At 58.0% G+C, this 18424-nt stretch carries 14 protein-coding genes; 6 read left to right on the top strand and 8 right to left on the bottom strand.

Features of this window, described 5'->3' with window-relative positions; translation table 11 throughout:
• Positions 1-155: 155 nt before the first annotated feature.
• Complete coding sequence (locus H9S92_RS11060) at positions 156-1553, top strand: hypothetical protein (protein ID WP_187466772.1); 1398 nt, start codon at positions 156-158, stop codon at positions 1551-1553.
• A 47-nt stretch (positions 1554-1600) separates the two neighbouring features.
• On the opposite strand, the gene H9S92_RS11055 is transcribed toward H9S92_RS11060, so the two are convergent.
• From H9S92_RS11055 to serC, 3 genes are all read right to left on the bottom strand, one after another.
• Entirely contained in the window at positions 1601-2245 is a 645-nt protein-coding gene (locus H9S92_RS11055; protein WP_187466771.1) for an HAD family hydrolase, read from the bottom strand.
• Positions 2246-2436: 191 nt separating this feature from the next.
• On the bottom strand, positions 2437-2646 hold the full coding sequence (locus H9S92_RS11050) for a hypothetical protein (RefSeq protein WP_187466770.1): 210 nt from the start codon (positions 2644-2646) through the stop codon (positions 2437-2439).
• Between the two features lie 135 nt (positions 2647-2781).
• The gene (gene serC, locus H9S92_RS11045; protein WP_187466769.1) at positions 2782-3840 is read right to left on the bottom strand and encodes a 3-phosphoserine/phosphohydroxythreonine transaminase; all 1059 of its coding nucleotides are present in this window, start codon (positions 3838-3840) and stop codon (positions 2782-2784) included.
• Positions 3841-4073: 233 nt separating this feature from the next.
• Between serC and H9S92_RS11040 the strand changes: the two genes are divergently transcribed.
• Positions 4074-5531 carry a hypothetical protein gene (locus H9S92_RS11040; protein WP_187466768.1) on the top strand — a complete coding sequence of 486 codons (1458 nt, stop codon included), beginning with the start codon at positions 4074-4076 and terminating at the stop codon, positions 5529-5531.
• A 12-nt stretch (positions 5532-5543) separates the two neighbouring features.
• Here the strand turns inward: H9S92_RS11040 and H9S92_RS11035 are convergent, their stop codons facing one another.
• Positions 5544-6413, bottom strand: a complete 870-nt coding sequence (locus H9S92_RS11035) for an O-methyltransferase (RefSeq protein ID WP_187466767.1) — start codon at positions 6411-6413, stop codon at positions 5544-5546.
• Between the two features lie 218 nt (positions 6414-6631).
• On the opposite strand from H9S92_RS11035, the gene H9S92_RS11030 reads away from it, so the two are divergent.
• Together H9S92_RS11030 and H9S92_RS11025 are read left to right on the top strand one after the other, a co-directional pair.
• Positions 6632-7921: a PDZ domain-containing protein gene (locus H9S92_RS11030; protein WP_187466766.1), complete on the top strand. Its 1290-nt coding sequence runs from the start codon at positions 6632-6634 to the stop codon at positions 7919-7921.
• Positions 7922-8000: 79 nt separating this feature from the next.
• Positions 8001-8441: an energy transducer TonB gene (locus H9S92_RS11025; protein WP_187466765.1), complete on the top strand. Its 441-nt coding sequence runs from the start codon at positions 8001-8003 to the stop codon at positions 8439-8441.
• 99 nt (positions 8442-8540) lie between these two features.
• Here the strand turns inward: H9S92_RS11025 and H9S92_RS11020 are convergent, their stop codons facing one another.
• The 4 genes from H9S92_RS11020 to H9S92_RS11005 all read right to left on the bottom strand — a co-directional run bounded on the left by H9S92_RS11020 (position 8541) and on the right by H9S92_RS11005 (position 15802).
• The gene (locus H9S92_RS11020) at positions 8541-9527 is read right to left on the bottom strand and encodes a hypothetical protein (RefSeq protein ID WP_187466764.1); all 987 of its coding nucleotides are present in this window, start codon (positions 9525-9527) and stop codon (positions 8541-8543) included.
• Between the two features lie 119 nt (positions 9528-9646).
• Positions 9647-11374, bottom strand: coding sequence for a SusD/RagB family nutrient-binding outer membrane lipoprotein (locus tag H9S92_RS11015; protein ID WP_187466763.1), 1728 nt, complete (start codon positions 11372-11374; stop codon positions 9647-9649).
• Between the two features lie 89 nt (positions 11375-11463).
• On the bottom strand, positions 11464-14628 hold the full coding sequence (locus tag H9S92_RS11010) for a SusC/RagA family TonB-linked outer membrane protein (RefSeq protein WP_187466762.1): 3165 nt from the start codon (positions 14626-14628) through the stop codon (positions 11464-11466).
• A 454-nt stretch (positions 14629-15082) separates the two neighbouring features.
• A complete protein-coding gene (locus H9S92_RS11005) occupies positions 15083-15802 on the bottom strand; it encodes a pyridoxine 5'-phosphate synthase (RefSeq protein WP_187466761.1) in 720 nt (239 codons plus the stop codon).
• Positions 15803-16011: 209 nt separating this feature from the next.
• Here H9S92_RS11005 and H9S92_RS11000 point away from each other — a divergent pair, with 209 nt between their 5' ends.
• On the top strand, positions 16012-17052 hold the full coding sequence (locus H9S92_RS11000; RefSeq protein WP_187466760.1) for an aldo/keto reductase: 1041 nt from the start codon (positions 16012-16014) through the stop codon (positions 17050-17052).
• Between the two features lie 127 nt (positions 17053-17179).
• Complete coding sequence (locus H9S92_RS10995) at positions 17180-18421, top strand: hypothetical protein (RefSeq protein ID WP_187466759.1); 1242 nt, start codon at positions 17180-17182, stop codon at positions 18419-18421.
• The last annotated feature ends 3 nt before the right edge of the window (positions 18422-18424 follow it).

Raw genomic sequence — 18424 nt, 5'->3', positions numbered from 1 at the left:
CACAGTACAATAATCCGGTGATTACCTGGGCATTTCAAGTACATTTTCGCCCATTTGTTACTGCCACTTTTGCGCGGACGCAGGTGCAAAGTCAATAAAAATAAGCAATGTTTGTTACAACTGTTGTACTATTGTTGAAAGAAATTACTGAAGCCTTGTCACTTTTAAATGCCCTGATTGCGGATTTGAGCCCGGCCGATGTCCGCCGCGCGACCGATTGGCTGGCCTGCCCCCTGCACAACCAGCGGGCGGACGTGGTTGCGCTCTTCCGGCTCAGGACCGCCAGGGACGCTCCCACTACTCCCGAGGCGGAATATACGCTGCTCTTTCCGGACGCGACTTACCACGCCGCCCGGCACCGGCAGGTGGAACACCAACTCCTCCGTCGCCTGGAAGCTTTTCTGGCTTACGACCAGTACCAACGCGACCATTTTGCGCCGGATCGCTACCTGCTGCAGGCCTACCGCGAGCGCGGGCTGGATGATCACCGCCGTACCCGCCTGCGCCGCTACCAGCCCGGGCAGGAAACCAGCATCGAGCGCCTGGGCTTTGACTATTTCCACGCCCGGGAGGAATACGACCTCAACCTGGGCAATTCCCGGGGAGGCAAAGACGACTTCCGCGCGCCCGAAGAACACCTGGAGCGCTACCTGCTGGCCCTCCGCCTCCGGCAAACCTGCAATACCCTGGCCCACCAGCGCCTCCACCAGTCCACCGAAACCTACGCCATCCCCCGCCTGCGGGAGACCCTTGCTGCCGCGGCGAGCGCCGATCACCGTGCCACGCCCTTCATCTATCTCTACCATCTGGTTGCTTTGCTCCAGCTCGACGAAGACGGCAGCGCAGAAGACAGCTTTCACCTTCTGCTCAGCGGGCTGGAGCAGGAAGGCTCCCGCCTGCCGGAGGAAGACCTGCGCAACCTCCTGTTGCTGGCCATCAACTACGGACTGCGCCGCGCCAATACCGGCTGGGAACCCGCCATATCTACCACTTTTGCCCTCTATAAACTTGGCCTGGAACGCGGCAGCCTTTACGACCGGGGCAAACTCAGCGTTTTCACCTTCAACAATGTCCTGGCACTCGCCCTCCGCCTAAGGGAAGTCGCCTGGGCCAGCCGCTTTCTGGAAGAACACCAGGCCGACCTGCCCGAAGGCGGCGAGGAAGTCATTGCCCTCGGCCGCGCCCGCCTGGCCCTCGCCAACGGCAAAGACGGCGAAGCCCTCCGCTATCTCCAGCAGGCAGACTTCCACGACTTCATCCACCACCTAACCGCCCGCGTCCTCCAGTTGAAGATTTACTTCCGCCAAGACAGCTATACCCTCCTGAGCTCCCACATCAGCAGCACCCGCAAGCTGCTCACCCGCCGTCGGGGCATCGGCTACCACTTACAGAATTACCGCCACATTTTCGCCCTCGCCGACACCATTACCCGCCTGCCGCCCGGCGACGAAAAAGCCCGGACCCTGCTAAAGGAAAAGATCGAAAAAACGGAACCTTGCACTGAGAAGCCCTGGTTGTTGGAATGCCTGGAAGCGTTTGCTAAACGGAGGTAAACCCGTTTTCACGCTTAGAGCTTGTCTTAAATCTTTAAGACAAGCGATTAGCCCTCCCGCAGCATTTCCAGCGCCCGGCGGAGGGCGGCCGCGTTATCGGTGCACCATTCGTCGGCGTGGATAACCTTGTCGTTCAGCCCAATCAGGTAGCAGCCCGCCGCCTTGGCCGCCGCCCCACCGGGCGTACTGTCCTCAATGGCAATACAGGCGGCGGCGGGCAAACCCAGGCGTTGGGCAGCCAGAAGATAGATGTCTGGCGCGGGTTTCAGGTGAACGACGTCGGTGGCCGTCACAACCGTATCCGTAAAGCGGTCCAGGCCCAGGGCCGGAACGACCACCCCGGCGTCCACGCGGCCGCTGTTGGTGGCAATGGCCAGGGGAAAGGCGGCGCTGATTTCCGCCAGGGCCGCCGCTACTCCCGGGAAACTGCTGCCTTCAGTACGGACAATCGCATGGAATTTTTCCTGCTTCCCCGCTATCATCTCATCAATGCTGCTGGAAAGACCGTGCTCGCGGATCAGCCAGTCGGCCACCGTACGGTCGCTCGTGCCAATCCACTGCTCAAACCAGTGTTCGTCGTAGTGGAGGCCGTAGCTACTCTCCAGCAAATTCAGCCAGGCGCTGCAATGTTGGGGTTCGGTGTCGGCCAGCGTGCCGTCCAGGTCACACAGAAGGCCAAGGAATCTTGCCACGGGTTTTGTCTTTTGGGGTGCGCTAAGGTAAGGCAGGAGAAGCGGAGCGGAGGTGCGCTTCCGCATTTTCCTTGCCTGGGACGGGGCGGGTGAAGCCCGGCTTCGGCGCAGCGGCTTGAATGGATGCCCAAAAACAGCGAACCCGCCGGAGTTGCTTCCGGCGGGTTCGTGTTTTAGTGCTTGGTGGAGGCTTACTTTACCAGCAGACGCTTTACAAGATCAGCGCCCCGGAAGAGAACCTCACTGGTAGCCTTTACCTGGCTGCCCATTTCCTCGAACTGCGTGGTGGAAGAAGCATTGTGGTGCTGGATACGGCCCAGCAGAAAACCAAAACAAGCGCCACTCAACCCGAGGATGAGGACGAACGCAACGCTTGACCACCTGATTTTGCGGAAAGACATCAGCTACTTGATTTTGATTCGACCCTAAATTTACCGTGCGCGGACGATTTAACAACATTTTAGGTCACAAATTGCCCTGTTTGTCGACGAAGGTTAAGTTTTTATCGACGAGCGGGAGGGCCGGCAGCGAACAGATCAGAAGTTCTTCATCACATCTACCAGTACCTGTACACTCTCCAACGGCATACTGTTGTAAATGCTGGCACGGAATCCGCCTACCGAGCGGTGGCCTTTGATGCCATCGCAACCCGCAGCTTCGGCGGCGGCCAGGAAAGGCTTCGTATCGGCATCGTCCGTACAGACGAAAGTCACGTTCATCAAGCTGCGGTCCTGGGGGTTAGGCACGGTGCACTGGAACCTGGGGTTGCGCTCAATTTCATCGTAGAGCAATTTGGCCTTGGCTTCGTTGTGGCGTTCCATGGCCTCCAGTCCGCCCTGGGCTTTCACCCAGCGCATCGTCAGCATGCTCACGTAGATGGGGTACACCGGGGGGGTGTTGAACATCGACTCGTTTTCAATGTGGATACGGTAATCCAGCATCGAGGGGAGGTGACGGTCTACCTGGCCGAGGAGATCCTTGCGGACGATGACGAGGGTAACGCCGGCTGGCCCCATGTTCTTCTGGGCACCGGCGTAGATCAGGCCAAATTTCTCCAGGGGAATGCGCCGGCTGAAGATGTCGCTGGACATATCGGCAACCAGCGGCGCATCCGTCGTCGGGAATTCCCGCAACTGGGTACCGAAGATGGTGTTGTTGCTCGTCACGTGTACGTAGCGGAGTCCCGCAGGAATGTCGTAGCCGGTGGGGATGTAGTTGTAGTTCTGGTCTTTGCTGCTGGCCAGGACCTGTACCTTACCGAAGGCTTTGGCTTCTTTGATGGCCTTGGAAGACCAGGTTCCCGTATCCAGGTAACCGGCGCTTTGGTTTTCGTTGAGCAAATTCATGGCACTCATGGAAAACTGTCCGCTGGCGCCGCCGGATAGAAAAAGCACGGCGTAGTCAGCAGGAATCTGCAACAATTCCCGCGCCAGGCTTTCTGCTTCGGCGGCAATGGCGATGAATTCTGCGGAGCGGTGGCTGATTTCCAGGATGGACATCCCGATGCCATCCAATTCCAACACGCCGGCGGCGGCTTCCTTGATTACGCTGGCGGGAAGGATGGCTGGGCCAGCACTGAAGTTATGCTTTTTCATTAGGGGGCTATTGAGGCGCAAAAATAATACGATTTTTGGCTACCACCATCCAACATCGCCAAGCTTTTGCATCTTTATACCTGAAACGAAGTGCCGGGGGAAAATCCATCCTACGGAGGACGAGTCCACTGCCCAGCATTCCCACCGGAAACTACCAGCCCGGGATAGCGACCTCCTCTTCGCCTGGCACGCCATTCTCAGTAGCTATTTTTACCAACCAACAGCTTTAACGTATGCATCTGCGCCACCTCCCTTCCTTCCTGACCTTAATTTGCTGCGCCGTATTCCTGGTTCTGGCCTGTACGCCCAAAGCAGTCGGCCCGGTCACCACAACCGAGACGCCAACCACAACTACGCCCAAGCCTCCCAAGCCTGCCGACAGCAACCTAAGCCCCTGCAAGAAGTTCTCGGACGCGCCAAACCCCGACGACGCCGAAACCAACTACGTCATCTACCGGCAAATGCTTAATGCCCAGGATATGGCCGGTGCCTTCAGCGTCTGGCGCAAAGTCTACGCCACCAGCCCCGCCGCCGACGGTAAACGGGCCACCGTCTACACCGATGGCATCGCCTTTTACAACAACCTGATCCAGAAAAACCCGGCCAAAAAGGACGTCTACGCAGATTCCATCATCGCCCTCTACCAGGAAGCCCGCCGCTGCTACCCCGGCGATGGCTATATGGCCGCCATCCAGGCTTTCGATAGCTATTACACCTACCCCGGCAGCGCCACCGAAGACGAAATCTACGCCCTCTTCAAGGAAAGCATCGAAACCGATGGCCCCGAAAAATTGCAGTACTTCGTCATCAACCCCATGTCCAGCCTGGTCGTAAAAATGCACCGGGAAGGTAAAATCGACGCCGAAGAGGCCAAAGAAATCGTCAGCGCCCTCAATACCCGACTTGCCCTGGGCCTCAAGGAATGCCAGGGTGCCGACTGCGAGGCCTGGAAGACCATTGAAAATTACGCCCCCGACGCGCTGCGCTACTTCGAGACCGTTGCCGGGTTCTACGACTGCCAATACTACATCGACCAGTACTACGGCGATTACCTGGCCAACCCGACGGACTGCGACGCCATCTCCACCGCCTACAGCCGCCTCCGCTACGGAGCCTGTGGCGAAGAAACTGCGGAGTTTCAGCAGGTAAAAGCCGCTTTTGAAGCCAATTGTCGGGTACAAAGCTCCTCCGGCCCCAGCACCCTGCGCGAAGCCTACGATGCCCTGGAGCAAGCCAAGTACAGCCAGGCCATCGACCTCTTCGAGCAAGCCGCCAACGAAACCGACGACGCCGAACGCAAAGGCCGTTATCTCCTCACTGCCGCCAAAATATACTACTCCCACCAGCGTAATTTCGGCCAGGCCCGCGCCTACGCCCGCAAAGCAGCGGCGGCCAACCCCAATTTCGGCGAGCCCTACATGCTCATTGGCACCCTCTACGCCAGCAGCGGCCCCTTGTGTGGCCCGGGCACCGGCTTCGATTCCCAGGTCGTCACCTGGCCGGCCATCGATATGTGGCAGCGCGCCAAAAGCGTCGATCCGTCCGTCGCCGGCAAAGCCAATGCCCTGATCGCCCGTTATTCTCAGTACATGCCCTCAAAATCCGATATCTTCCAACGGGGCATTAAAGAGGGCGACTCCTTTACCGTCGGCTGCTGGATTCAGGAAACTACCCGGGTGCGGACGCCCTAAGCCCGCCGGAGTTCAGGAGAAAAACCCCAGGCGCCAGGGCTTAAAACGCGTCGGGACCAGGCTGAGGTGCGGCCCGGCCAGCCCCGGCCGGAAGAACAACAGCCCAAAGTGGTAGACATCCACCGAAGCGGTGACCTGCGGCAGTCCTTGCAACTGCCGCCAGGCCGCCTCCATGCCCTCCGACCAGTGAATGTCGGCAATAACGAACACGGAATCCGGCCCCGCGAGCGGCAGCAGACGCTCCACGTAAGCCAGTGTCGGCTCCTCGCGGTGGTCGCCGTCCAGGAAAAATAAGTCCAGGACGGTAGGCTGCCCGGAGGCAGCAGTTGGGAGGAAGGCATTGGCCAATTGGGTGTCAAGCCACTCCTGGAAGAGGCCGACGTGAGAGCACAAATTGGGTCCCGCCCCCACCCGGGCAAAGGTTTCCTGCGCCAGCGCCGCCACGGCGGGGTTGCCTTCCACCGTCACGAGCCGGGCCCGCGTATCGGCCAGGTGCAGGTAGAGCGTGGAAATGCCGGCGTTGGTCCCGAATTCAAGGATCGTGCGGGCCCGCAGCCACAGGGCCAGACGAAACAAAAACCGTCCGCTCCGGTCGCTGATCGCGTTGGTGGCCACGAGCGAACGGACACTGCGTTCATTCCGGCGCGTCGTCATCGAAGGAGCCCCGAGGGATTGCAGGGTCACCCGGCCGGGGTGGCCCGACCAGTAGCGGCGCACCGCCCGGATCAGATCAAAGGCGTAGTACTGCCGGTCATCCCGGAAAACCGCCCCCATGAAATCCACAAGGTGCGGAGAGTGGACGTCGTAGCGGGTACGCGCTGCCCAGTACCACCGTAAGGCGGAGCGGATACGGAACCAGGCGTAAACCAACTTTGTGCTCATATGCCGCCAAGGTAGGGCCTTTGGGCGATGCCCACTAACTTCCGCAATTTGCCGGCATGGATCAGGAAACAGAGTCCCCCGCTTCGCGCGCTTTTTTTGAACCACTAAGGACATTCAGCGCACTAAGCAGCACTAGGTTTTCTTAGAGTCTGTCTAAGCTATTCGCCCTCGCTGTGGCAACTGCCCACTGCTTAAATCTTTGTCACTATCTTTCCCCAATGCGGAAAGGATTTGCGTGTACTGGGCTGGTCAGCTTCCTGCTCGCCCCTTGCTGGCGGGTGCTTTTCCTGTTTTTTGCGCTGACGCAGGTGCAAGGGGAAGTCTTAGGGCAACGTACGGACCTGAAGCGCCTGCGGGGTGGCAAATACATCGAGCTGCCTTTTGAACTGGAGAATGATTTCATCATTATTGATGTGCTGCTGGACAACCTCTTGCCACTGCGTTTCATCATCGACACGGGCGCGGAGAACACCGTCCTGCTCGACAAAAAGATGACGGACCTGCTCAACGTGGATTACCGCCGCACCTTCAAAGTGCGGGGGGCGGACGTTGAGGCCGACCTCACCGCCTACCTGGCTACGGGCATCGATATGCGCCTGGCCAATGTCCTGCTGGCCCGCAACCGCTCCGTGTTGGTCCTGGAGGAGAACTACTTTAACTTTGAACAAATCATTGGCAGCAACATCCACGGCATCCTGGGCGCTGATTTTCTGATGCGCTTCATCGTGGAGTTTGACTATGGTCGCCGTGTCGTTATCCTGCATGAGCCCAGTGAGTTTCGCCGTTCTAACCGCCACGTAGAAGTCCCTTCCGTTTTCATTCGTAACCGGGCCTACCTGGAAGTTCCGCTGGCCGTGGCCGATGCCAGGCCCACTACCCGGCGCTTATTGGTGGACTCCGGGGCGGGCCTGACCTTGTTGATGCACACGTTTGCGGATTCTACTGCCCAGGCCGAGGATTTGCCGGTTTTGACGGTGCCCACCCGCATTGCCAATGGCCTGGGCGGTTCGCTGGAGGGCAGTGTCGGCCGGGCGCGGAGTCTCCGGCTGGCGGGGAAAGAACTCAGCGGCGTAGTCACCTATTTCCAACCCCTGGATACGGTAGGGTTAGACTTTCTCAACGACCGCGAAGGCATCATCGGCAACCGCATCCTCAAGCGCTTCAACGTTGTGGTAGACTACATCAACTACCGCGTTTACCTGCGGCCGGAGGGAAAGGGCTGGAAGAAAAAATTCCGTTACGACCGCAGCGGGATGAGCCTCCTGGCCGGGGGGACGAACCTACGGACCTACAACGTGGCCAGCATTGTACCGGGAAGCCCCGCCAGCCGGGCAGGCCTGCAGGTGGGGGACCGCATCGTGGCCGTCAATGGCGTATCCTCAACCTTTCTTTCCCTCGCCAACGTTCTTCACAAATTGGAAGGCAAACCCGGCCGCAAGATCAAAATCAAGTACCTGCGCGGCAAAGACTACACTACCGTTGTTTTCCGCCTCGAAAACCTGATCTGATGGCTTTTCTTTACATTGCTCTCCGATCCGCCGCCCCGCACCTGCGGCCGCGCCCCCATTATCCCCTTCCCCCTTGACTATGGCTAAAAATAAGATTACCCACGTTGCCAAACCCATTTACCCCGGTGGGCTGGCTGCCCTGCGCAAGTTTGTCAGCAGCCACCTGACTTACCCCCTTGAGGCGCTGGCGGCCAAGGTAGAGGGTACCGTGACGGTGCGTTACTCCCTGGATTACCGCGGCGTAGTCGTCGATGCCAAAATCAAACAGGGGCTGGGCCACGGCTGCGACGAAGAAGCGCTGCGCGTTACCCGCTTGCTGCGCTTTACGGTGCCGCAAGACCGCAAGAAAAAAGTGCGCATCCACCAAGACCTGAACGTTCATTTCAAACTGCCAAAACCGACCAAAAAAGCCCCGACGCCCCCCGCAACCGCCGTCCAGATTACCTATACAACGACGGCGAGTGCGGCAAAAAAGAGCCCTGAGGCGGGCAGCGGCTACCAATACCAGATTGAGTGGTAAGGGATTAAAGGGGGAGAAATAAAGGGCTGCTCACAAATACAAAGCGGGGTGCCACCGGAAGGCAGCACCCCACTTTGGGTAAAATCGCAGGTTGCTGAATTACTGCTTCGTGAATACGAGGCTGTAATTCATAGCAGGAACGCCACACCCACCGTCGTTAGCACCGTATTCCGTGAATTCAATCGTCCAAGTGGTGTCGTCGTTGAGGTCGAAGGTAGCTACACCCGTTTGTACGGCAGCAATGGATCCAGTCCCACACCCTTGGCGTGAGTCGATGGCGGTAGAACGTACTACGTCACAAGCAAACTCGAGGGTAGCAGGCGGCGCATCGAACATATAGCCGGGGTTTACGGTGGTTCCTACGTCGTAGGTACGTCGCGTGGTAGAACCAGCTATCAATTTCAACTCCACTACCAGATTGAGTGGGGGATTACCCAGAGCCTGAACCGGTAAGTTAAAAAGGGAAAATTCGTCATAAACACTACCGTAGGATACTGCATAGTTGCCAACGAACGCCGTGTTTGCTAGCGGGCAAGTAGCGGTAACGTCGAAGTTCCAGATACCACCGAAAGAGCTGGTGATGGCGGGCGTTGAGTTGGCGGAAGAGAACGTAACACCGTCGGCCTTTACGATCTCAGTACGGAAGCGGAAACGGTCACCAGACACTACTGCGTCTGGAGCACCGGCACCAACAAATGCAGCGATCTCCGAAAAAGGAATGCGAACCGTGAGGCCCAGGTTGCCCTTTTCACCCAGTGGCGCGAAGTCGCTGGGGGTAAATGACTTGTAAAGGGTGGATGGAAACTCGATGGTCCCGTTGTCGGGGTTGTTGTCATTGAAGGAAACGTAGATGTTGTACTGGGCAACATCATTTCCACCGGCATTATCGACGAAGGACACGTCCATTTCGTAAGCGGAGGTGGATAAGTTGGCCAAGTCAAACTCAGCGGTTTTCAGTTCCTCCAGGAATGGGAAAGCCCCAATACCCAGGGTCTCGAAGGTGATGGTCGGCGCGGAATCCGGGTCCGTACAGCCAGCGGCTGCGAGGACGGCGATTGCCATCAGGTAAGAAAGTTTTTTTAACATGGTATATTTTTTAATCCAGCGTTTTGAGGCGGGATAAAAGTTAAGCAAAACTTTCGGTCGGGCCGGGGAGCCAGCCAAGGCTTGGTGGAATGGCCCGACCGAAGGCATCAGAAATCCTGTTAGTAGTTACAGCTGGCAGGGTTGGTATCCCAGAAAACCGGCTCGGTGAAGCTGGTTTTTTGCGTAGCGTTCTGGTTCAGGTTGATGTGTACTGCGGGGTAGAGGGCAGAACGGATGAAGGGACCAGAATTGGGGTCAATGCCGGGCTGGATAGCGGCGGGCAGGCAGGTACGACGGTAGAGGTTGTAGCCTTCGATAGGGTTGCCCCACAGTGCGATCAGGTATTCACGGGCGACGATGCCCAGGCGCTCTTCGTCGCTGGTAGCCGCGTCGTATTCAGCCAGGACGAAGTTAACGTAGTTGGTTACCGTAGAATCGGCAGGGATGGTGTTGGCTACCGTTACGGTAGTAGGGACGGTAGCGAGTACTTCACCCTCATCGATCAAAGAGCGGAAACTGCGGACGCGGGCGTGGGAAAGTTCCATACCGCTCTGGAGGCGGGCCCGGGCATCACCCGTAGCGCCCATCGTCAGGATGGCTTCGGCCAGGATGAAGTGGGAGAAGGAAGCCTGCCAGATGGGGGCGATACCCGCACCAAGTCCACCGTCAACACCGTTGTTCTGTACGTCGCCATCGCGGATACCGTTGTCAAACTTGCCACCACCGGGGTAGAGGCCGTACACGGTACGGATCTGACCATCCGGTGGGATACCGGAACCGTTGAGGTGGTCGCGGCCAAAATATCCTTTGCTGTAGCTGCCTAAGCAGTAAGGCATATCGGGCGAAACGGCCGCGTAGTGTTCAGGGAGGAAATCCTCCTGGGGTACCCGGGTGAAGATGCAGTCGAAGGCATCGGGGTCATCGTCAATGGCACTGAGGATGTCCGTTTCCTGGCGGTAGAAGTAAAAGCGGGTACGGGGATCTTCAAATCCTTTGGATTCAGCGAGCAACCACATGTACCAGTTGGACTGGTACACTCCATCGTCCGCTTCGTAGCTGTCGTTGTAGAAGGGGTGGCGGTTGTTGGGCACGTTGCGGTTGGTACCGTACTTGAATTCGAAGTTGCGGTTGTTGGAGGAGATGAAGTCGTTTTCCGCGAAGATGCTGTTAACCGTTTCTACGCCACCGGCACCGTTGACGAGGCGGGTGGTGACGGCCGCACGCAGCTTAAAGGTTTTAGCCGCACGGGCCCAGTTGGCGGCATTACCACCGTAGAAGTTGTCAAAAACACCGGAAGTCATGTTGCTTGCACCCGTGAGCTGAGTGATGGCCTCATCCAGCAGCGCAACGGCGGCTGCGTATACTTCTGGGCCGGTATCGTCACCGGGGTTGGTTACACCATCCTGGCCCTGTCCGGCCTGGGAAAGGGGAACACCGCCGAAGAGGTCCACCAGCAGCATCAAGGAGTAAGCCTTCATGATTTTGGCAGAAGCCACCTCCGTCCGCAGACCGAGAGGTTCAGCGATGGCAATGTAGGCGTCGATGTCCGGAAAGAGATCGGCGTAAACATCGTCCCAAAGGCCACTGAACTCAGTTGGGCCGTGAGTAGCTTCGTAAGTAAAGCCACCGATTTCTGCCCGCTGGCGGGCAAGGCCGCCTGCGAAGCCCCAAACGGCACCGCTGTTGGCGACGTTGCGGAAGTTCAGCTGTACACTGTTGTAGAGCGAAACCGCATCGGCGCGGGTGGGATCAACGCCGTTGGGGTTGATCAGCAATTCGTCCAGATCCGCACAGGCGGCCATGGATAGGACGATCATTGCCAGAGCAATTTTCTTGAATAGTTTCATATCTGTTGCTTGTCTCCTGCCCCTCCCGGTGTAGCTTTGGAGCTACGGCGGGAGGGGACAAAAGGAGTCTTAGAAAAGGATGGTTGCGTTTAGAACGTGAGGCTGAGGGTTGCTCCGTACTTCTTGGCGGTAGGGCCAGTGAGGTAATCGAAACCACGGCCATTACCTACCCCGAGGGAGAGGACTTCGGGGTCGAAGTTTACTCCGGGAGGGAAGTTCGGTGCGTAGTACCACATGTTCTCTCCGGCGATGCGCAGGCTGATGGATCCGAAAGGAGTCTTGCTGAGCAAGCTGGCGGGAAGGCTGTAGCTGAGGCTAACTTCCCGCAGACGAATCACAGTAGCGTCGAAGATGGAGCCTTCGTCGGCACCGAAGAAGGCCGCGAAGTAGTAGTCTCCAGCGTAACCTTGTACCGTGTTTACAGCACCCTCTGCATTTTCACCCGGCAGGATGAGGGGAAGGGCGCGGTCGAATTCGGTATCGGTGGTCAGACCGCGGGCCAGCATAGTTGCGGCCGTGATGCTGTAGATGTCGCCACCGTCGGTGTAGGAGAACTGCCAGTTGAGGCTGAGGCCTTTGTAGCTGATGGTGTTCAACCAGTTGGCCTGGTAGTTCGGGTTCGGGTCACCGATGATTTCGATGTCGTTGGTGGCTTCGTATTCACCGGCGGCGTTTACGAGCAGGCCACCGTTGGGACCGCGGCGGAAGGCAGAACCCTGGATGGCACCGAAAGGCTCACCGGGAATAGCAAAGTTACCCAGGTTGGTGTAACCAGCAATCGTTACCTGGTTAACCCCTTCGGCAATGCTGATGACTTCGTTGCGGTTGCGGGTAAGGTTCCAGGTCATGTCCCAGGTAAAGTCCTTAGACTTAACGGGGATGAGGTTCAGGCTGGCTTCGATGCCCTTGTTGGAGACCTCGGCGGCGTTGATCGTCGTCAGGGTGTAACCCGTAGCGGGGTCCAGGGGCAGGTCTACCAGCAGGTCGCTGGATTGCTTGTCGTAGAGGCTTACGTCAATACCAATGCGGTTGTTGAAGAAGCGGCCTTCTACGCCGAATTCAAGTTCGCCCAAAAGTTCTGGCTCCAGTGCGGTATTACCAAGTACGTTATCCACAAAGTTGGTATTCAGCGTTGCGCCGGCGGGAGATTGGCTGACGTTGGTGGCGCTGCCCAGGATGGCACGGGTGCTGTAGGGATCGGGGAAACGGGCGGAGGTACCGTAACCTGCACGCAGTTTCAGGTAGTTAAGGACCCGGCTGCCCTGCAGGCTTTGGAAAGCATCCGTTGGCACGAAACTCAGGCTGACGGACGGGTAGAGGATAGAGCGGTTGGCTTTTTCCAGCGTAGAGCTCCAGTCGTTACGGGCAGAAGCCGTCAGGTAGAGGTAACGGTTGTAACCGGCAGTGATGCTACCGTAAATGCCGCGCTGGCCTTCGTTGATGACCGATTGGCTGCCAATGTGGTTGATGAAGTTATCCTGGTCAAAGAGGTCGAAAATGAACTGCTGCGAAGAAGATACGCGGCTGAGGTTCAGCTTATCCGTACGCTCGTTGTAGCCGATGATACCGCTCAGGTTGAAGGTTTCGCTCAGGTCGGTATCGAAAGACAGGTTGATGACCTGGTCGAGGATGGTGTTGCGGCGCGTCGTGGTGACGAGCTGACCATCGGGAACCTGGGCACCACCTTTGTTGATTTCGCGGCGGGATTCCTGCGTGTACTGGTCAATACCGATGCGGTAGCTGGCCGTCAGCCAGTCGTTGATGGCGTAGCTCATCGAAACGTTACCGAAGTAGCGGGTCACGTTTTCGCGGTCGAACATGTTCCGGAGGCCCCACAGTGGGTTCTGGATATCGTTACCACCCCGGTAATAGACGTGGCCACCGGTAACCGGATTCTGGAACGGCCAGTTCAACAGGTCGACGGAGCGGGGCGTGTACAGTACGTTGGCAAATACAGAAGCGCCGGAAGGGTTAGAGCCGAAGCCGATAGAGGCTGGGGGGTTCACCCGGTCGGAGTTCACGATGTTGAGGCTGGTTTGGATCTTGAGGCCGTTGGCCAGGTCAACCTTACCGCCAATGCCTGCATTGTGCTTTTTAAAGGTGTTCTGGGGAACGAAGCCCTGGTCATCCAGATAGCTGTAGTTGGCGTTGAAGCTGATGCCGTTGCCGAAGTTCTTGTCCACACTGACGCTGGTGTTGTACACCGCACCGGGTTGGAAAAACTCAGTTACGTTGTCGTAGGGCTGGTATGGGGTACGCGCACCGACGAATTCCGGAAAAATAGCGGCCAGGTTGGCACGGCTGTAGGGGTGAGGTACCGTTCCGTCAGCGGCAACACCGTTGCTGCCGCGGATATCAAATGCGGGGCCCCAGTTGGAGAAGAACAGACCGTAGTCACCAGAAAAGCCGTTACCAAAAGTGTTTTGGTAGTCGGGCAGGTTGGCCACTTCCGTACGGGCAACGCCCTGGGTGAAGCTCACCTCAAATCCCTTCTGGGCATTGGCGCCACCTTGGCCATTCTTGGTCGTAACCAGAATTACACCGTTGGCACCCTGCTCACCGTAGAGGACGGTAGCGGAGAGACCCTTCAGTACGCTGATTTCGGCGATGTTGTTGGGGTCCAAATCAAGGAAGCGGCTGGAAGCCGTTGCACCACCCGTAACGAAGTTGCGGTCGGTGTTGGTTGCCGTGTTGAAAGGCACACCGTCTACAACGAACAGCGGCTGGTTGGAACCAGAAATGGAGCTGTAGCCACGGATGATGATGTTGGTACCGGAACCGGCTACCCCTGAAGTTTGCGTAATGTCTACACCTGCTGCTTTACCACGGAGGATACGGCCCACGTCAGACTCGACGCGGTTTTGTACCTCACCGGAGCCAATGGTGGCAACAGAGTAACCCAAGGCCTTTTTCTCCTTGCGGATACCGAGGGCGGTTACTACTACTTCGTTCAATTGCGCCGCGCTCTCAGAGAGCGTGATCGTTACCCCTTCGGTAGCGCCCGTAAGGCGGTAGTTGAGGGTGGCAAAACCGGTGTAGCTTACGATAACTACCTCGGCGTTGGCCGGAACGGCGATGGAAAAATTACCGTCAATGTCCGTGACGGTTCCGGAGGTCGTGCCCTTAACGAGCAAGGAAGCCCCAATCAGGGGCTCGCCAGACTCGTCAACGACAGTACCGGTGAGCGTTGACTGCGCAAATGCCAAACTATAGGCAAAGCAGACGAACGCAATCACTAGCGAAATTCTCTTCATTCTAGTTGAAATTTAAGTTGATTACTAGTCTCAAATGGTGATAAAATGTGGTGAAAGCACGCAGGGTGTAGACCTGCAAAGACCTTTAAGCGTCTTAGGTGAGCAAAACAAGGTGGTTTGGGGAGGGGCGTAGTTGAAAATTAAGCGTCTTTGTGTAAGGAGTGTATGGAAAAGTGCGGGTAATGATCTCAATAAAGCTTTCTACGCGGGGTCAGGCAGTGTTTCTACTAGCGTTCTAAACTCAGGGGCGCTGGCTTTACACTTCGGGCCCGATTCCTTAACGCAAAGTTAATTCAATTCGCTGCTTGTGCAAGCCCCCCGACGAATTAATTGCCCAAACAACGGTCGATAGAGAGGATAATTTGGTCGATCCTCCGTGGCGATTCATCGAAATTTTTGGAAAATGTGCCAACCCCAAATCGTCTTAGATTAAGGAAGTTTGACCACCATTTAGTTAAGCGCCCCGCAGGCAAGCCAGGTAGCGCCGGATGGTTTCTTCGAAGCCCAGGTAGAGGGCATCGGTAACGAGGGCGTGGCCGATGCTAACTTCCTGAAGGCCAGGCATGTGTTGGGCAAAGTAGGCGAGGTTTTCCAGGTTGAGGTCGTGGCCAGCGTTAATGCCCAGGCCCAGATCAGCCGCCAGCTGACAGGCCTCAGTGAAGGGCGCGACGGCGGCGGCTGGCCCGTGTTTAAACTGATGAGCAAAGGGGCCGGTGTAAAATTCGATGCGGTCAGTTCCCACCGCTTTGGCCCCTTCGATCATCCGGGGGTCGGGATCAACAAAAATTGAGGTGCGGATGCCGGCCGCCTGGAAAGGTTGGAGGACTTCGCGGAGAAAACCGGCGCGACCGACGGTGTCCCAACCGTGGTCGCTGGTCAGTTGGCCGGGTTCGTCGGGGACGAGCGTGACCTGGTCGGGGCGGCTGGCCAGGACCACGTCGATGAACTCCCCGGCGGGGTAACCTTCGATGTTGAGTTCGGTGGTGCAGGCGGCGCGTAATTCGGCCACGTCGGAGTAACGGGCGTGGCGCTGGTCCGGGCGGGGGTGGATGGTGATGCCCTGGGCACCGAAGCGCTCGCAATCCAGAGCAACCTGCACCAGGTTGGGGTAGTCGGCCCCGCGGCTGTTCCGGATGAGGGCAACTTTGTTGAGGTTGACGGAGAGACGGACCATGGGGGAGGCGATTCAGGGGGGATGGAAGATGCAGGGCAAAAGTAGTGTTTGGCCGGCAGATCATCCGGTTGCTGGCCCTCCCCTACCCTTGCTCCTTGTCCATTCTCCCCCTTTCGGGGGGTCGGGGGGGAGCACCTGCGGCCGCGCCCGACAAAAACGCCCATTGAACTTTAGCCGGCGCCGGGCATTCCCGTCCGTAAACACACCCCATGCGCTACACCACCTTTGGCACCACTGGTTTCGAGATTTCCAAAATTACCCTGGGCACCATGACCTGGGGCCAGCAAAACACCGAGGCCGAGGGCCACGCCCAACTGGATTACGCCCTGGAAATGGGCATCAACGCCATCGATACCGCCGAACTGTACAGCGTGCCCGCCCAGGCAGAGACGCAGGGCAGCACCGAGCGCATCATCGGCAGCTGGCTGGCGCAGACGGGCATGCGCAAAGACCTCTTCCTGGCGTCCAAAATTGCCGGCCCACTGCCCTTCGCCGGCCACATTCGCAATCCCCTGGGCTACGAACGGGCGCAACTGGACGAAGCCCTGGGCAAATCGCTGGACCGCCTGCGGACCGACTACCTGGACCTCTACCAACTCCACTGGCCAGCCCGCAAGACCAATTTTTTTGGCAAACGCGGCGTCCATACCATTAAAGATGATGTCTGGGAAGACAACTTTCTGGACATCCTCACGTCCGTAAACGAGCTGATCCAGAGCGGCCGCATCCGTCACTGGGGCCTGAGCAACGAGACGCCCTGGGGGGTGATGCGGATTTTGCACCTCGCCGACGTCCACGGCCTGCCCCGGCCGGTCAGCATCCAGAACCCCTATAGCCTGCTCAGCCGGAGCTTCGAGGTAGGTTTGGCCGAGGTATGCCTGCGGGAAAACATTGCTGGCTTCCACTATTCGCCGCTGGCCATGGGCCGGCTTTCGGGGAAGTACCTCGATGGAAGGGCTACGGCGGATTCGCGCCTCAACCAATTCAAGCAGTACACACGCTACAACGGCGCAGCGGCGCTGGAAGCCACCGAGGCCTACGCCGCAGTGGCCCAAAAGCACGGCCTGCCGCTGGCCCAGCTGGCGCTGGCCTTCGTCATCGACCGCGATTTCAGCCAAAGCACCATCATCGGGGCCACCAGCCTGGAGCAACTGCGGGAGAACATCGGCAGCATCGACGTGGTCTTGTCCAAGGCCATTTACCAGGAACTGGAGGCCATCCAGACGCGTTGGCCAGACCCCAGTGTTTGATGCTTACTGTAGCTTTCCCGCCGCAGGAGGCCGCGGGGTGATCGACGGCCACGAAAGCGCAGAATAGGCAGCTGAACGCAGCATTTTTTCCCTTCGGGACCATATCTTCGCTGCTTTAGCACCCACCATGGCCAAGAAGATCAACATCGTCCGCAACTCGGGCACCCTCGACATTTCCTACTCCTGGCGCACGGCGAGCAGTTGGTTCATCCTGCTGTGGGCCATTTTCTGGAACTCCTTCGTCATTTTTTTCCTCCTCGTCGAAGCCGGGTGGTTCATCAGCGTTCACCTCATCGTGGGCGTGCTGGTGGGGTATTTTGCGGCTACGCGCTTCATCAATAAATCTACGATTACGGTTTCCACTTCTGCGCTGAAGATTGCGCACGGGCCCATGCCGTGGCCCTTTGCGGCGGAGCACGATATTCCGGCGCGGTCGCTGGTGCAATTGTACGTTGGGAAGAGCAGTGTCCGGATCAACAACCAGCCGACCTACAACCTGAAGGCCAAGCTGGATACCGGCGCGGAGCTAACCCTGTTCCACGCCGAACCCGACCGCGAGCTGCTGATGGAGCTGGAGCGCACTATTGAGGCCTATCTGCACATCAGCAACGACGAGACGTTCGACTTATCCAGGAGTGGCCATACGGCGCTGGATCTCAACCAGATGAAGGAGCAACTCGAGATGTTGCAACCCATTAAAAAATGGTTGCCGAACGCGATGGTGGCGAAGATGGAAGAAGCCGAAGCCAAAATCCACCAAAAGGCCGCTGAAAAAACGCTGGTCTCCCCCACCCCGGGCGCACCGCCGCAGGGCCGGGAAGACTGGGAGGTTAGCCTGCATCCGGGTGCCGTCCGGCCGCGTGCCCTGCCGGCCTCTTCCAACGACTTCAACTTCCCGCTTTACTCCGCCCCCTCCGGCGAGGTTTTCCACTGGAACCACGAACCCTTCCGTGTGGGACGCTCTGCCCAAATTGACTGGGACAACGACCACCAAAGCAGCGCCCGACAATTTGAGATCACCGGGGTCAACAAGCCGGATACGCGCTACCTGTACACCGAAAATGAACGCGGCCGCTGGAGCTACTACGAAGAGCGGCGGCTGGACGACGACGAAGTGAGTAAGCTCGGTTTCAGCGCCAGCCACCACCCCTTGCGCTTTGACAACGGCCCCGAACGCTACTACCCCCGCGATGCGCAACGGGGGCACCGCTTTGTGGCTGCTGCGGCGCAGGCGGTGGAACAGTACATTTACTTCACCACTTCATCCGTCACCCAATTCCGGGCCCTGCGGCCAATGGGGGGCGGCTGGGAAGTTTACGTGATGGAACCCGTGGACGCGGGAGGTTTTGACCCCGTGCCGAATAAGTAAGGT

It is taken from the genome of Neolewinella lacunae, assembly GCF_014349155.1.
Classification (GTDB): Bacteria; Bacteroidota; Bacteroidia; order Chitinophagales; family Saprospiraceae; genus Neolewinella; species Neolewinella lacunae.
Note: the sequence above shows the minus strand (reverse complement) of the source record. Positions and strands in the feature narration are given on the sequence as shown.

What these genes read in the sequence shown, in the direction of transcription:
- H9S92_RS11050 (WP_187466770.1), bottom strand. Translation starts at nt 2,646, where the DNA reads ATGTCTTTCCGCAAAATCAGGTGGTCAAGCGTTGCGTTCGTCCTCATC.
- serC (WP_187466769.1), bottom strand. Translation starts at nt 3,840, where the DNA reads ATGAAAAAGCATAACTTCAGTGCTGGCCCAGCCATCCTTCCCGCCAGC.
- H9S92_RS11040 (WP_187466768.1), top strand. Translation starts at nt 4,074, where the DNA reads ATGCATCTGCGCCACCTCCCTTCCTTCCTGACCTTAATTTGCTGCGCC.
- H9S92_RS11035 (WP_187466767.1), bottom strand. Translation starts at nt 6,413, where the DNA reads ATGAGCACAAAGTTGGTTTACGCCTGGTTCCGTATCCGCTCCGCCTTA.
- H9S92_RS11030 (WP_187466766.1), top strand. Translation starts at nt 6,632, where the DNA reads ATGCGGAAAGGATTTGCGTGTACTGGGCTGGTCAGCTTCCTGCTCGCC.
- H9S92_RS11025 (WP_187466765.1), top strand. Translation starts at nt 8,001, where the DNA reads ATGGCTAAAAATAAGATTACCCACGTTGCCAAACCCATTTACCCCGGT.
- H9S92_RS11020 (WP_187466764.1), bottom strand. Translation starts at nt 9,527, where the DNA reads ATGTTAAAAAAACTTTCTTACCTGATGGCAATCGCCGTCCTCGCAGCC.
- H9S92_RS11015 (WP_187466763.1), bottom strand. Translation starts at nt 11,374, where the DNA reads ATGAAACTATTCAAGAAAATTGCTCTGGCAATGATCGTCCTATCCATG.
- H9S92_RS11010 (WP_187466762.1), bottom strand. Translation starts at nt 14,628, where the DNA reads ATGAAGAGAATTTCGCTAGTGATTGCGTTCGTCTGCTTTGCCTATAGT.
- H9S92_RS11005 (WP_187466761.1), bottom strand. Translation starts at nt 15,802, where the DNA reads ATGGTCCGTCTCTCCGTCAACCTCAACAAAGTTGCCCTCATCCGGAAC.
- H9S92_RS11000 (WP_187466760.1), top strand. Translation starts at nt 16,012, where the DNA reads ATGCGCTACACCACCTTTGGCACCACTGGTTTCGAGATTTCCAAAATT.
- H9S92_RS10995 (WP_187466759.1), top strand. Translation starts at nt 17,180, where the DNA reads ATGGCCAAGAAGATCAACATCGTCCGCAACTCGGGCACCCTCGACATT.